The 14,991-nt window shown below is 41.1% G+C and carries 16 protein-coding genes; 12 read left to right on the forward strand and 4 right to left on the reverse strand.

Features of this window, described 5'->3' with window-relative positions; all coding sequences use genetic code 11:
• Positions 1 to 78: 78 nt before the first annotated feature.
• Complete coding sequence (locus tag ACQKMP_RS11825) at positions 79 to 2,004, reverse strand: FAD-dependent oxidoreductase (protein ID WP_427469414.1); 1,926 nt, start codon at positions 2,002 to 2,004, stop codon at positions 79 to 81.
• 176 nt (positions 2,005 to 2,180) lie between these two features.
• On the opposite strand from ACQKMP_RS11825, the gene ACQKMP_RS11830 reads away from it, so the two are divergent.
• Complete coding sequence (locus tag ACQKMP_RS11830; RefSeq protein WP_427469415.1) at positions 2,181 to 2,714, forward strand: PadR family transcriptional regulator; 534 nt, start codon at positions 2,181 to 2,183, stop codon at positions 2,712 to 2,714.
• Between the two features lie 54 nt (positions 2,715 to 2,768).
• Positions 2,769 to 3,299, forward strand: a complete 531-nt coding sequence (locus ACQKMP_RS11835; protein ID WP_427469416.1) for a hypothetical protein — start codon at positions 2,769 to 2,771, stop codon at positions 3,297 to 3,299.
• A gap of 105 nt (positions 3,300 to 3,404) precedes the next feature.
• Here ACQKMP_RS11835 and ACQKMP_RS11840 read toward each other — a convergent pair whose 3' ends face one another.
• On the reverse strand, positions 3,405 to 4,670 hold the full coding sequence (locus tag ACQKMP_RS11840; RefSeq protein WP_076286586.1) for an alkaline phosphatase: 1,266 nt from the start codon (positions 4,668 to 4,670) through the stop codon (positions 3,405 to 3,407).
• Positions 4,671 to 4,798: 128 nt separating this feature from the next.
• A complete protein-coding gene (locus tag ACQKMP_RS11845; RefSeq protein ID WP_339797232.1) occupies positions 4,799 to 5,407 on the reverse strand; it encodes an isoprenylcysteine carboxylmethyltransferase family protein in 609 nt (202 codons plus the stop codon).
• A gap of 107 nt (positions 5,408 to 5,514) precedes the next feature.
• Here ACQKMP_RS11845 and ACQKMP_RS11850 point away from each other — a divergent pair, with 107 nt between their 5' ends.
• Positions 5,515 to 6,045, forward strand: coding sequence for a peptidase M56 (locus ACQKMP_RS11850; RefSeq protein WP_427469417.1), 531 nt, complete (start codon positions 5,515 to 5,517; stop codon positions 6,043 to 6,045).
• On the opposite strand, the gene ACQKMP_RS11855 is transcribed toward ACQKMP_RS11850, so the two are convergent.
• Entirely contained in the window at positions 6,015 to 6,563 is a 549-nt protein-coding gene (locus ACQKMP_RS11855; protein WP_341124607.1) for a MepB family protein, read from the reverse strand. The genes ACQKMP_RS11850 and ACQKMP_RS11855 overlap by 31 nt on opposite strands.
• 119 nt (positions 6,564 to 6,682) lie before the next feature.
• On the opposite strand from ACQKMP_RS11855, the gene ACQKMP_RS11860 reads away from it, so the two are divergent.
• The 9 genes from ACQKMP_RS11860 (at position 6,683) to ACQKMP_RS11900 (ending at position 14,990) form a co-directional block, all read left to right on the forward strand.
• Positions 6,683 to 7,570 (forward strand): phosphotransferase, encoded by an 888-nt coding sequence (locus ACQKMP_RS11860; protein ID WP_427469418.1) that lies wholly within the window; start codon positions 6,683 to 6,685, stop codon positions 7,568 to 7,570.
• Positions 7,571 to 7,693: 123 nt separating this feature from the next.
• A complete protein-coding gene (locus tag ACQKMP_RS11865) occupies positions 7,694 to 7,891 on the forward strand; it encodes a cysteine-rich CWC family protein (RefSeq protein ID WP_427469419.1) in 198 nt (65 codons plus the stop codon).
• 87 nt (positions 7,892 to 7,978) lie between these two features.
• Positions 7,979 to 8,545 (forward strand): 5' nucleotidase, NT5C type, encoded by a 567-nt coding sequence (locus ACQKMP_RS11870; RefSeq protein ID WP_339242486.1) that lies wholly within the window; start codon positions 7,979 to 7,981, stop codon positions 8,543 to 8,545.
• Positions 8,546 to 8,700: 155 nt separating this feature from the next.
• Positions 8,701 to 9,027: a PadR family transcriptional regulator gene (locus tag ACQKMP_RS11875; RefSeq protein ID WP_042189881.1), complete on the forward strand. Its 327-nt coding sequence runs from the start codon at positions 8,701 to 8,703 to the stop codon at positions 9,025 to 9,027.
• Positions 9,028 to 9,033: 6 nt separating this feature from the next.
• A complete protein-coding gene (locus tag ACQKMP_RS11880; protein WP_427469420.1) occupies positions 9,034 to 9,996 on the forward strand; it encodes a permease prefix domain 1-containing protein in 963 nt (320 codons plus the stop codon).
• A 150-nt stretch (positions 9,997 to 10,146) separates the two neighbouring features.
• Positions 10,147 to 10,770 (forward strand): TetR/AcrR family transcriptional regulator, encoded by a 624-nt coding sequence (locus tag ACQKMP_RS11885; protein WP_339242482.1) that lies wholly within the window; start codon positions 10,147 to 10,149, stop codon positions 10,768 to 10,770.
• 45 nt (positions 10,771 to 10,815) lie between these two features.
• Positions 10,816 to 13,155, forward strand: a complete 2,340-nt coding sequence (locus ACQKMP_RS11890) for an FtsX-like permease family protein (protein WP_427469421.1) — start codon at positions 10,816 to 10,818, stop codon at positions 13,153 to 13,155.
• A gap of 15 nt (positions 13,156 to 13,170) precedes the next feature.
• Positions 13,171 to 13,935 (forward strand): ABC transporter ATP-binding protein, encoded by a 765-nt coding sequence (locus tag ACQKMP_RS11895; RefSeq protein WP_427469422.1) that lies wholly within the window; start codon positions 13,171 to 13,173, stop codon positions 13,933 to 13,935.
• Between the two features lie 23 nt (positions 13,936 to 13,958).
• Complete coding sequence (locus ACQKMP_RS11900; protein WP_427469423.1) at positions 13,959 to 14,990, forward strand: aminoglycoside phosphotransferase family protein; 1,032 nt, start codon at positions 13,959 to 13,961, stop codon at positions 14,988 to 14,990.
• Position 14,991: the final 1 nt, after the last annotated feature.

Genomic DNA, 14,991 nt, shown 5'->3' on the forward strand with positions numbered 1-14,991 from the left:
TCAGATAGTTCTGATAAGAACGCAACCCGGCAGGTGCGACCTGCCGGGTTTATTCATAAATCTAATTGACTATATGAACTAAATTCGTCTAGCTAATTCTGCACCCTCCCAAATAGCATTAAGCGCTCTGCGAGCTTGTACTGCATCCCCAATTACATGATAAGGAATGGAGCTTTCCTCCAAGAAGTTCTGAAGGGGTTGTTTGTTTAGGGCGCGTGATCCTACTGCGATTACTACATAATCGGCTGGCAGGCTGAGAAGCTCCCCATCTTTTTCAACCATCACGCTATTCTTTTGGATCGTCATGCACTTGCTGTTGGTCATTAATCTAACACCGTGGCCATATAAGCTTTCCATTACACAGATTTTACGAAGGATACCCAGATCATTTGCTACATCGGCTTGCATTTCTACAACAGTGATTTGATTTCCGCGTTCGACCAGGAGCTCAGCGACCTCGAGACCGACCAAACCCCCTCCAATAATAACAACTCGACCTTCAGGGTGAGCTGTTCCCCATAATACATCATGTGAATTTACAACATGACTACTCAGAACACCTTCTACTGGAGGAATAATCGGGGCTGATCCGATTGCAAGAATGACTTCATCCGGACTAATTTCTTGAATAAGCTCTGGAGTAACCTCCGTATTCATTCGGATTTCTACACCTTCACGTTTAGCGGTCTCTCCCATATTCAGAGCAGCCGCGGTCATTTCTTCTTTACGCGGTGCGGCACCAGCGATATAAAGCTGTCCGCCTAGAATGTCATTTTTTTCGCATAAAATTGGAGAATGCCCACGACGTTTCAGTGTGATTGCTGCTTCTAATCCGGCTGGCCCACCACCGGCTATAAGTACTTTTTTTGGTGTGCTCGCTCGTTGTAATTCATATTCACTTTCTCTTCCGGTAGCAGGATTAAATACACAGCTGATGAAAGGCACCTTCGGATTTACGAATCCATCGAAGCAGCCTTGATCACAACCCACACATTTAACAATGGTGTCCGCGCGTCCAGCTAATGCTTTGTTACAGAATTCAGGATCTGCCAATTGAGCGCGGCCAATAGCTACGAAATCAGCCAGTCCTTCGGCAATAATTCGATTAGCAATAGCTGGATCATTAATACGACCTACAGCTATAACTGGAATGTTAACCACGGATTTAATTTGTGCTGCGTTATCTACATTGAAGCCCACAGGTAAATCGATAGGTGGTACTTCATATTTAATAGCTGCGCCTGCTGGAACGCCGCGCGATACATTAATCGCATCAATACCAGCATCCTCAGCGAGCTTCGAGAAGAGCTTCATATCTTCCAGTGTAAGTCCGCCGGGAAGATCTTCGATAGCAGAGATTCTCATCAAGATAGGGAACCTAGGTCCAACGGCTTCTCGAATGGCACGGATACAAGCGAGCGGAAAGCGACAACGATTCTCCCAGGAACCGCCGTACTCATCCTGACGGAAGTTCATCGCTGGGCTTAGAAATTGTTGTGGCAAATAACCATGACCAGCATGGAATTCTACACTGTCAAATCCAGCTTTTTTCGCACGTGAAGCAGCATCTGCGTAAGCTTGAACCATCTCACTAACTTCGTGATTCTCCAGCTCTCGGGGGATATGTGTTACACCCTCGAAAGGGACAGGGGAGGAGGAGACTTGAATCAGGTTGGGAGTTACTTTCCCTCCATGCCATAACTGAAGACAGCTTTTGCCGCCTGCATCACGAATAGCATGAGCCAATTGGGTCATACCAGGAATGAATTTATCATCAAATATGGCTGGAGCATCCTCAGAAGCAGCCGTTGGGTGAACGGTTGTTACTTCAACTGTATTTAAGCCGTTACCTCCTTTTGCGCGTGCTACATGGTAATCAATCAAGCGCTCGCTGACATACCCACCCGGAGCATTCATTTTTGTTCCCATGGCAGGCAAAATGACCCGGTTCTTAAGCTCCATATTTCCTATCGTACCTTTGCTGAACAAATGTGCGAATTCCATGCTATAACTTCCTCTCTATATATAGGTTAAAAATAACTAGGTTATTTTAACCTATACTATCGAACGTAACGATAAAAGTATGTGCATAAAATCACGAAGTATTTGGCACAAATGCAGTCCTTGAGGTAAGATAAGAAAATGACCGGAAATGAAGTCCGGTAGTTCGGAGGATGAATATGGATATTGAAGTCTTGATTCTGGCTCAACTAATGAAAGGGTCAAAACATGGTTATGAGATTAAAAAAAATATCATTTTCGTAATGAGTAACGATAAAATCGTTAATAATAATTCGCTGTATCCGAAGCTGAAATTGTTTGAAAAGCGAGGTTGGGTGATTAAAAAAACGGAAATGCAGGAAAACCGGCCTAAACGGTATGTGTATTCCATCACAGCCGAGGGTGAGGAGCGGTTTCATATCTGCTTGAACGAATTTTCACTGGAGACTATTCGTATTGATAATGAATGGTCTATTCGTCTTGCTTATTATGAGCTACTGGATCAGGAGTCCCGCCAAAGATTACTTGATTACAGAGAGACTTACATGAAAGAGAAGCTGGAACATTTACAACAGTTATCCCTAGTGGTTGGGAACGGTGAAGATTTGGATTACTCTGAAGAGCTATATTTTTATACCCGAAGTATGGTATTACATGAGCTAGAGTTAATCCATGAGCTTTCCCATAAACTGGACGCCTTGGATATGCATTGATCCGTATCTCGCTGTCGATCATCATTGTAACTGAAATGAAGAAGGGGGTTTTCCTTGAGAAAAGTATACTTATTAACCCTTGGTCTTGTACTCCTGTTTATTTTTTCAGCCTGCGATCAAGAACAGGCAAGTGATTCTGTAATTAAGGAAGTAACGGTTACAACCAAGGGGAGAGTCATTCAATCTGTCTTAAAGCCACTTGAAAGGAACACTAATTCAGAAGAAGTTAATGTATCTTTCCAAAGCCTTATGACTGAACCGGATGTTTCAATTCCCTATGTGAAGCTTGGAGAAATCATAGAAATCGAATTTAGCAATACAGCCCCGGACAGCTACAAGTTGACAGATTATATTTTGAAAGATAATGGTACTTTAAAGTATAAAAAAGAAACAGCAGAGCCGGTAAATGTTGAATTGGCGGATAAGACAGCTACTTTTAAGCTCGATTCGAATATGGCGGCTTTTCTTAGTTCAGATAGTAAGGATTATGAATCAGGGGCAACTATACGGGGATTTCGACTGACAGGCGAGTGGCTAGACCAGACTAAGGAAATCACGTTTGTTATTCGAACAGATGCTAAGTAGGTATGGAGATCATCATAGTGTATAAGGGAGAACCCGGGATTGCGATTCATCAATCAAAAAGACTAACCAGAAAGTCTGGCTAGTCTTTTATGTTGTTCGATCTTTTTATTTCACTTTAATACCCATGGCTTGCGCAACCTTAGTGAATACTTCGGTATTTTCGTATACTCCTGTAAACAACTGAGCGTTTTTGCCCATGGCCGTAATTGGAATATCCACTGCTGTATGACCTGAAGTCGTCCAGTCTACAACGAAATTCTGTTTGGAGTTAGCGATGGCAAACGGACCATCTTCTTTGGAAATGCCGTCACCTGATTCATCTTCAGCGTCTACGGCTTCAATAGAGAATCCACCTGTTTCATGGTCGGCGAGAACTAGGACAAGGGTATCCGGATTCTTTTTAGCGAAATCTTTGGCAATCTGTACGGACTTATCTAACTCTTGTCCCGCTTTAATCGTCATCTTGGCATTGTTTTGGTGTGCAAATTCGTCAGTACCCTCTTCTTCAACCATCAGGAAAAATCCTTTTTTATTTGCTGCAAGTGTGTCTATCGCTTTTTTCGTCATTTCAGGGAGGGATACAACCGGGTTGTAGATATCTCCTTCACCCTCTGGCTTTTGCTGGAACATTTCCTCATTTGCAAATAACCCGAGAAGTTTGCCGCTTTTCGCCTTTTGCATATCGGTTTTGTTCGTTACGTAGGAGTATCCAAGCTGTTTAGCTTTGTCTACAAGGTTCCCTTGTGTTCCTTTGCTCTTCTCTGAAGGATCTTCAGCTGGCTCATCTGCGAACTTACCTGGATTCCCAGCAGGATACCAGAAGTCTTCGCCTCCACCGAGAAGAACGTCAACTTTGCTCTTGGTCAGAAGCTGCAGAGCGATATCACTTTGTTTGGAGCGATCTTCAACATGAGCACCGAAGGCAGCGCCTGTAGCATCAGTAATTTGGCTGGTAGTTACAACGCCTGTAGATTTCCCTGCTGATTTTGCATATTCCATAATGGTTTGTACGGACTTTTTATCTGCATTCATCCCAATGGCACCGTTATAAGTCTTGACTCCGCTGGCATAGGCTGTGGCTGAAGCAGCTGAATCTGTAACAGGGACAGTGGAGCTTGTATGAATTAGTCCAGCATATGGCATAGAATCCATCGCTAGATTTCCTTTTTCACCTACTGTAGCTAGGCGGATGGCATTGCGCTGGGCAGTACCCATTCCGTCACCGACAAACAGAATCACATTTCTTGTGTTTGATGAAGCTGCATTGGCCTGATTTGGTGCTTGTGTAGTGACTACGTTGGAAACGAAGAGAGCAGTTGCTGCAGTCGCTACAATTGCCGTCTTAACGCCGTACTTTTTCGGTGATTTCATAATTTCCCTCCTAATGTATGTTTACAACCTCATACTATAGTAATTACATTAAGAGAATGTTTTCGGATATTGTAAAAAATGTAAATTGTGGCGTGCTTGAAAGCATAGGATTTACAGTAGGCAAGATTTCAAAATAAAATATATCTAGGTGTATTATTACAATATTGAATATATTCATCTCCGAATACAGATTTTAAATGCTGCTCTTCCTGAAGAATAAGTAAATGAATGGCTACAATGTTAAGAAAGAATATAATTAGTGTTAATGAATTTGGATACATAAGATACAATCCAAGAAACATGAGATCAAAACCGACAAATGCGGCGTTTCTACTAAATTTATATATACCGTGCGTGATGAGTTTTGTTACAGTAGACTTATCAATCCCAACTCTCCACGAAGTACGCATGGCAATCATTGCTTGTATGAAAATGGAACATCCGAGGGCTACTACACCAACACCGATAAAGTGAATCGCCGGATGATTAAAATGTTCTCCTACTAGTGTAACTATGTATGACTCCGCTAAGGAAAACGTAAACCACGCTGCTCCCCACACAAAAGTAGTAGTCTTAACGAACAGCTCGGTATAATGGATCATAGATCGTTTATTTCCTTTAGCTAATACGTTTCCTTTAATGTGGTTCTTTTTGTAAAGTATAAGGAGCTTCAAAAGGTAAGAAATAAGGAATATGGAGAAAAGAATTAGGGATAGGATATTTTTTAGATTACTCATTGTAATTTCCTCCTCACCAATACATATGAATGATTGCTCATATGTTTGCTTATATCTTATTTCCTGATGCTGTGCATGTCAACTAAATATTGATTTAGGGGGATAATGTGAAGACGTCAACGTATAAAAGATGGTGGTTAGGGGTCCTGATTATTGCGGCTATTGCATTAGTAAGTACTGGAATCGGAATGCTGGTTAAGCCATCGGGGTTGTCAACATATACTTCAAAAGAGTATAAGGTCACTTTGAAGTATCCCTCCGAGTGGGAACTAAATCCAGAATATGCTGAGAGGTATCAGGGGAACGACGGATTTTTTCAATTATCCGCTATTTCTGGAGAGGGGTTATCCATCGATGAAGTAGCAAACAAGGATGCATTTCATCAACTGAAGCCTTATGGCTCTGATCCACAAATCATTGAACTGACACTAGAGGGGGTAAAAGCGGAAGAGAAAGCACGATTAATTGTGCCTTCTGCTGATCAGGAAGAGGAATGGAATCAACAGGCTGCTATTATTTTGAAATATCCAGAAGCGGTGAAAATAGGAGATTCTTTGTACAATTATTTTATTTTATGGGCGGATATAAAACATGTGGAGGACATAGGTCAGACTGTTCGATTTACTGGAAAACCGTAAAGTGTTTGCGCACGAAGAACGTCTGCTGGCTTAATTACCGGTATCTCTAAGAAATATTCCAACTGCCATTTTTGTGTTTTTTGAGCTTGACGACTCGTGGGATTATCCCATGGCGGGTACACTCGTAGTGCTCTTTTGCCACCCTCACCTTTATTGGATAATATATCTTGTTTACCTAACACAGCTTTTGGAAATACAAATTGACCAAAGTGATTTTCATTGCGCGTACTTATAACGAAGAGATCAGCAGGATCTGATATATCATAGGGTTGGATGGGGCCATCTCCAATTCTCTCCCATAACGTGACAAACTGCCCGATCTTTGTAGGTGTGATTTTTGCAACACGGAATCTAATGGATTGCGCGTTTATATTAAATATATACGCCCCATAATCAGCATTATGTGGTTCATGAATGAGGTCAGAGCAATCAAGATTGCACGGGTTATATAGAAGCTCTTGGGTAGCAAGCAGATCACTATGAATGATACCTGAAAAGCTGTGATTCTTAAATTTCATCTGTTCAAATCTCCCGGTTGAGTTCCTTAGAAACTCCTAATGTTCTCTATCTTAATGCAAGAATAGGGAGTTCACAACCGTGAACAGAGCACCTTTCCCTTGAGATTGGAGGTAGTCGTATGAAATCCATACATAAATTAATTGAAATTTTTAAGCTGAGTGTTTTGAATATAGAGTCTGTTCCAGAGTCGTTTAGTTCTGAAGTGTATAAACTTACTCTTAATAATCTAGACAACGTATACGTGAAAATTCCATACAACAGGGATAAACTGGTTCGCGAAAATGAGATGCTTGAAAGACTAAAGGGTGTTATACCTGTTCCAAAAGTATTGGATTTCTGGGACGGAGATAATAGAAGTGTCGGTGCATTGCTTCTCTCCGCTATAGATGGGGTGCCTTGTACGAGTAACATTGATCAGAGTCTGGCGTTTCAAATCGGTAATTATCATGCCATGCTTCATGAAGTTACCATGCCAGCGTATGGATGTTATGGATCCGATGGTTTTCAGATGGTAGAGAACAATAGCTGGAGATTATACCTGAAAAATAATTTTGAAAAGTGGAAAGAACCTTGTAAGGAACTCCTTCATCCTGATTTATTTGAGAAATGTATTACTCACTTTGATAGCGTATATTCGGTGTTACCTGAACCTGATGGGCCTTGTGTTGTTCATATGGATTTTCGACCAGGCAATATATTAATAAAAGATAATGAAGTCGTTGGTGTAATTGATTACGAGAGCGCTCGTGGTGGTTCCTCCGAAATTGATTTTACAAAAATAAACCGATACGTCTGGGAAGTAAACCCGCTAACACGGCTCCCTTATGTGCAAGGCTACGAATCGATTCATCCTTTACCTGATCTCGAAAATATTATACCGTTTTATAATTTTTATGATGCTTTTAGTGCGGTAGTTTGGTGTAAAACCAGAGGAATTGAGAACAATAAGGCATTTCTTCAGGAAAGTATAGAGGTATTGCAAAGATCTATAGAAGGAATGAAATGATTGGAAAAAATGTGAATGACTTTATTGCATGTTGGGAAAGTGCTGTGCATGCTTTATTGAATAATCCTATGCTTGGTAACTAAATAGAAGAGAAATGTTTAATCGTATGGGGGAGTAGAAGCTTTGGAAATAAAAAATAAACAAGTTGAACAACGGTATTGTCCTTTATGTAAAGAATTAAATCATTGTGGTGCTAATAGTGGTGATTGTTGGTGTTTTCATACGGAAATTTCTGCAGAACTACTAGAAAGGGTACCTTTGGAACTGAGTGGTAAAGCCTGTATCTGTCAAAGATGCGTAGAGGCGTTTAAAAAACATTAAATTGAAATTTAACTAACTCAAGACGAAAACAGTAATTATATTGTGTATACTTAAATAGTAATATAAAAAAACATATGGGGGACACAGATGAGAAAGCCTATAATTGCAGTTGATATGGATGACACGATATGCCATCTAGTCAAACGAGCTATATACCATAACAACAATGATTTCCCCACTCATGTACTGAAGTACGAGGAGATGCTTGATTGGAATACGGATCATTTACGTCATCCAGATTGTACACAAGATGTATTCTATGGGCGGCCTGGTTTATATGAGGAGCTTGAATTATTCGACGAGCATGTTGTAGGTGAAATGGAGAAACTGCACAATGCTTATGATGTTATTATTGTTACGGCGGCCCAGCCCAATGCAGTTGTTGAAAAATGGAACTGGCTGCAGAAGCATATGCCGTTTATTCCCATCGAAAATTTCTTCCCATGCAAACGAAAGAATCTTATTAATTATGATCTTCTGATCGATGACGGGGTTCACAACTTGGTTCCTGCATTGCAGGACGGAAGGAAAGTACTCTGTATTCCGCATCCATGGAATTTGAGAGCCCGTGAACAATATGGATTTCCATTATTGACCTCCTGGGAAGGTGCGAAAGAGAAGATTGATCAGATTTTTGAAAATTCAAGAAACTAGCTGATTTGAGGAGAGTTGCTCACATAGAGCAATTCTCTTTTTTTATGCTTTTTAGATTTTTTTGCCTATTTTTTTGCAACTACTTCATCTGTCGTAGTAATTATGGTATACTGCAACTACTACGACAGATGAAGTAATCATAGGGGGTACCATTTTTGATCAGCAGTGATGTTATACGTGGTTACAATGATACGATGATCCTCTACATGCTGCTCGATGGGGAATCCTACGGGTACGAGATTTCTAAGAATATCAGGCAGCTGACTCAGGAGAAGTATGTCATGAAGGAGACAACGCTGTATTCCGCCTTTACCCGGCTGGAGAAGAACGGGTACATTGAATCCTTTTATCTGGATGAGAGTCTTGGCAAGCGGCGCACATATTACCGGATTACCCCGCTGGGTCTCGCCTATTACCGAGAAAAATGTGAGGAATGGAAGGTTACGCAGGAAGTTGTAAACCAATTTATCAAGGAGTGGTGATAGTGCATGGAGACGATCATAGTATATCTGGATAATATGTTTGCAGGTCTGCCGAAGACTCCGGAACTGGAGCGTTTGAAGCAGGAGCTGCTGTCCGGGATGGAAGATAAGTACCTGGAGCTGAAGCGGGATGGTAAGTCTGAGAATGAGGCGATCGGTATCGTTATTTCGGAATTCGGCAATATTGAGGAGCTGACTGCTGAGCTAGGCATCCATCCAGCCAGACAGGAGAAGACTGTGCCCATGCTGAGTGAAGAAGAGGTTTATGCTTATGCGGCTGCCAAACGTAGCTCCGGATTATGGACCGGTCTCGGTGTTTTTCTCTGCGCATGCGGGGTGGCGCTGTTGATTACTCTTAGTACATTGTTTGAAAATAATGCTGATATGGCTGATAAAGGTTCAATGCTGGGGATGGTCGGAATGTTCGTGCTGGTCGCTGTGGCCGTTGGGATGTTCATTCATAGCGGCATGAAACTCGAGCGCTTCGAAAGTCTAGAGCAAGGCTTTCAGCTACCTTATGCGCTCAAAACGGCGCTTCAGCGCAGTCAAGCCCTTTATGCTCCGACTTATCGCCTTGCTTTGATTGTGGGCGTCTGTCTTTGTGTGCTGTCGCCGACCTTTATCTTCGCAACTTCTTATGTCAACGATGACTATGCTCCATATGGAGTCGCTGCTTTTCTTTTTATTGCGGCTGTGGCGGTGTTTCTATTCATCTATTACGGGAATATTCAGGGAACTTATACGAAATTGCTGGAGGAGCCGAACATCACTGCAGAGAAGCAGGAAGAGAACCGATTTGTTGGAGTTGTTGGGGCTGTGTTGTGGCCTTTGGCGACGGCGATTTTTCTGTTTACGGGCTTTGTCTATGGGCGATGGGACGTTAACTGGGCTGTATTCCCAATTGCTGGCATCCTGTCCGGTATGTTCAGCAATGTGTATCATATTCTAAAGCGCAAAAAAGTCTCCTGATTATGCTGACTGCACATTAAGGTAACCTCATCCTTTGGAGGTTACCTTTTTCTTTTGTCTAATTTGCTGGAACATCATTGACATGATGTATTAAATGTATTTAAATGGAATAGACCGACGGTCGGTCTATAAAAGGAGGACTCAGAATAAATGAGAATTTCTAAAGAAGCGGAAGAACGCAGAAATGAAATATTAGATAAGGCAGAAATGCTTTTTTTTACGAAAGGTTATGCGAGAACTACAGTGAACGACATCTTGCAGGAGATCGGGATTGCCAAGGGCACGTTCTACTATTATTTCAAGTCGAAGGAGGAGGTTATGGAAGCAGTGGTCACACGATTCATCGATGCTGGAGTAGACGTTGCGAAGATCATTGCTGCTGATTCAAAGCTCTCCGTACATGAAAAGCTACTACAAATCATAATGGCACAGAAACCTGATTCGGAGAGAAAAGGTCACATGATTGAACAGTTTCATCAAGCTGAGAATGCACTAATCCATCAGAAAAGCTTGGCTGAAACTATTTTGAAGCTAACACCTGTGTTGACAGAGGTGATTGAGCAGGGAATCGAGGAGAGCTTGTTCCACTGTCCTTATCCTAAAGAAACGATGGAATTTCTGTTGGTCGCCTCACAATTTTTATTGGATGAAGGGATTTTCAAGTGGCAGCCGGAAGAGATCATTCTCAAAATTCAGAGCTTTATTTATATTATGGAGACTACGTTGGGAGCTGAAAAAGGAAGCTTTTCCTACGTAACGCAAATGTTTGAGTAAGGTCCGGGCAGGGAGGATGAATGAGACGCAGGGGAGAGATCGTCAATGCTGCTACAAATTGTGAAAAAAGATTTTCAAAGAAATAAAATCATAACGATCGTCTTATTTATTTTTATGATGTTATCGGCGTTGCTTGCTGCTTGTGCTTCTCAAGTCATTATGGAATTGTCCGGTTCTTTAAGTCATTTGCTGGATAAATCAAAAGCTCCCCATTTTGTTCAAATGCATTCTGGTCCAATAGATAACGCAGGTATTCAAAAATTTGCCTCTACAAATCCACTTGTTAAGAATCAACAGACAGTAGAAATGCTAAGGATAGATGGCTCGAAGATTGTCTTGGGTAACAGCAATAAGTCGGAAGAGAACAGCGTAATGGATATAGGTTTTGTTAAGCAGAACCCATCATTTGATTTGCTGCTGAATTTAGAGAATCAAGTGATTAGGGTAGCTGAAGGAGAAATCGCAGTTCCTATTTATTATATGAAGCAGAATGATCTGAACATTGGTGATCAGGTTACCCTTTCCAATGGACAGTCAGATCAAAAATTTATGGTTACGGATTTTGTTCGAGACATCCAAATGAATCCAGCTATTGTTAGCTCTAAGCGCTTTGTCGTAAATGACACGGATTATAATGTACTTAAGAAGAACCATGGAGAAGTTGAGTACTTAATTGAATTTCAAATCACCGATTTAAGTAGACTTAGCGAGTTCCGGAATATCTATCAATCCTCAGATATGCCCGCTAAAGGACCAATGATAGACTATCCTTTGTTTAAGACGCTGAATGCGCTGACAGATGGGATTATTGCAGTTGTCATTATTTTGGTAAGTATCCTTCTTATGATTATTGCCGTCCTATGTTTAAGGTTCACGATGATCGCGACTTTAGAGGAGGACTATAGAGAGATTGGCGTCATGAAAGCAATTGGGATCTCACAGCGAGATATTAGAAGGATATATTTGGCAAAATATATGGTGATGGCAGCATGCGCTTCACTGCTAGGATATATATTATCTTTGGGTGTGGTGCGATTGTTTACAGCGAATATCACATTGTACTTGGGGACTGCTCCGAAAACGATCCTTCAGCCTATTGTTCCAGTCTTAGCGGTCGGTTTGATCTTCGGGATGATTGTGTTCTTTTGCAGAGTTATTCTTAGAAGGTTTAATCGTATAACAGTAATAGACGCTTTAAGGTCAGGGACTGTGGGTGAGTTGAAAGGCAATAAAAGTAGAGTAGTGCTGAGTAAGCGCAGGCATATAAATGTGAATCTTTTTCTTGGCCTAAAGGATGTTTATGGACGCTTCACCATGTTTGGATTGTTATTCTTCGTATTTGTGATCTGTCTGTTTATCATTCTTGTACCAGTAAATATATTGAATACCCTTCAGTCCCCTCGGTTTATTTCTTATATGGGTGTAGGTCAGAGTGACATGAGAATCGATTTGCAGCCATCTGATCAAATAGAGAAGCGATTTAATGAACTGATAACGACGCTAAATAAGGACTCCGATATAGCTAAATTCTCACCATTAATTACTTCTCGATTTAAAGTGCTAGGCAGCGATGGCGTATGGGAGAATATCAATGTTGAAACAGGAGATTTCTCTATTTTTCCGCTCACTTATGTTAACGGAGGAACCCCTGAAAGTGGGGAGGAGATTGCCCTTTCTGATCTGAATGCCAAGGAATGGAACAAAAGGGTTGGGGATAGCGTTCTTTTGGAGGTAGATGGCACTTCGAAAAAATTGACGGTTAGCGGGATCTTCCAAGATATAACGAATGGAGGTCGAACTGCAAAAGCCCGATTACCTTATGACCCGAAGTCCGTGCTATGGTATATCGTAGCTTTAGATGTGAATCCGAATGTTTCCGTTCAGGAGAAAATGGATCAATATGCAAAGTTATTTTATCCAGCCAAAGTTACTCATCTAGAAAGCTATTTATCTCAGACGCTCGGGAATACGATTCGCCAATTAAAGCTGGTCACTGGCTTATCCATTGCCATCTCGATATCAATTTCAGTATTGATTACAGCTTTATTTCTAAAAATGCTGCTAGCGAAGGACGTCTCGCAAATTGCAATTTTGAGAAGCATTGGCTTTACGTTAGAAGATATTCGAAAGCAATATCAGGTAAGGCTGCTACTGGTTTCTGGTCTTGGAATCATTCTCGGAACCTTTGCAGCGAATACCATCGGTCAAAAATTCACTCAATTACTCGGATCTTTTATGGGAGCATCCAAAATACAGTTTGTAGTTAATCCGATAATAGCTTATCTTGTTCTCCCTCTTTTTTTCATGCTCATTGTAGCACTCACAACCGTAGTAAGCACGATATCGATGAAGAAATCCAATTTATCTAAACTGATTGTCGAATGAGGGTGAGGTGGTAGTATGTTCATATTAGAGACGAAGTGTTTAAATAAAACCTTTGTAACCGGGCAAGGAACCCCGCAGACGGTATTAAAAGATGTTCATCTACAGGTATCAAAGGGAGAATTCGTAGCTATAATGGGCCCTTCTGGCTCAGGGAAATCAACATTGCTCTATACGATCAGCGGTATGGACCGGATGACTTCAGGAAGTGTTGTTTTTAAAGGACAGGACATCAGTGGTCTTTCTGAGAGTGAATTAGCTGAACTGCGTTTAAATCAAATGGGATTTATTTTTCAGCAGATGCATCTTTTAAAAAACCTGACTATTCGGGACAATATCATCTTATCCGCTTATCGAGCTAAAATCGTTAGTCGTAGAACCATCAATAACAGAGCCGCTGAGTTAATGAAAAAAACCGGAATCTCCGCACTCGCTGAGCGTGATATTACACAAGTGTCGGGTGGACAACTGCAAAGAGCAGCGATCTGCAGGTCAATCATCAATGAGCCTGATATTCTATTTGGTGATGAGCCAACAGGTGCATTGAACTCTAAAGCTGCTAGTGAAATTATGGAGATATTAATAAATATTAATCAGACCGGTACAACGATTCTACTGGCTACACATGATGCGAAAGTCGCTGCTCAGGCAGAACGTGTCCTGTATATGCTGGATGGCAGCATAGCTTCTGAGCAATGGCTTGGTAAATACAATCGCATAAATGGGGACTTAAAAGAGCGGGAAGAGAAGTTGTCGGCTTGGTTATTGAAGTTGGGATTCTGATTGATAGGAAAGGGATACATAACATGGGAAATCTGAATTATAACTTAAATTTCGAAATGCTATGTGCAAAATACGGGTTAGGTCATTTGAAAAATGAACCAGAACAGGTAACAGGTGGTCTTCTACACAGAATGTATCGTCTACAAACGGACAAAGCGCTCTATGCAGTGAAAGCTTTAAATCCTCAAATTATGCAGCGGGATACTGCTATGTACAACTATACTCTTTCTGAAAAGGTTGCAAATATGGCTTATCAAAATGGGATAAATGCAGTACCGGCCATCGTATCCAAAGATAGTTTTATACATGAATTCGAGGGTCAATTCTATTTATTATTTCCATGGGTCGAAGGTAAGGCATTGCCATCAGGAGGTATTAATATAGGGTGTTGTAAAAGGATTAGCGAAAACCTTGCTAAAATTCATAAGATCGATTTCGCTACACTTCTTGATCATCATCCTAATGAAAATCTTGAGGCAGTAAATACATCCACTGTTCGTTGGAATGAATATGCACTAAAAGCAAAACAGGATGGTTTGGAATGGTCTAGCTTGCTATTAGATAACCTGAACCAAATAAATCATTGGGAACAACTTGTAGATTCTTCAGCGGAACAATTATTGAATCATATGGTGATCAGCCATCGGGATTTAGATCAAAAAAATGTACTATGGGATGAGCATCAGATACCCATTATTATTGACTGGGAAGCAGCAGGACCTATCCATCCAACCCAAGAGTTAATAGATGTAGCACTTTATTGGTCAGGCTTTGAATCGGGAAGTGTAAGCAAAGATGCTTTCTGCACGCTTATTAATGCATACCGCGATCATGGCGGCGAGATTTATGCTAACTGGTCCGATGTGCTCAACTATGGTTTTCATGGGAAGCTAGAATGGTTAGCTTATAATATCAGACGGTCACTTGGAATAGAGAGTACGGATGATACAGAGCGAGAACTTGGAACCCGTGAAGTAATAAATACAATCACTGCTTTAAATGGCTATGATAACTTTATTCCTCAGTGTATCGAATGGTGTAACCAAGACTACTAAA

Source organism: Paenibacillus sp. NPDC101420, assembly GCF_050277435.1.
Lineage (GTDB): Bacteria > Bacillota > Bacilli > Paenibacillales > Paenibacillaceae > Paenibacillus_AQ.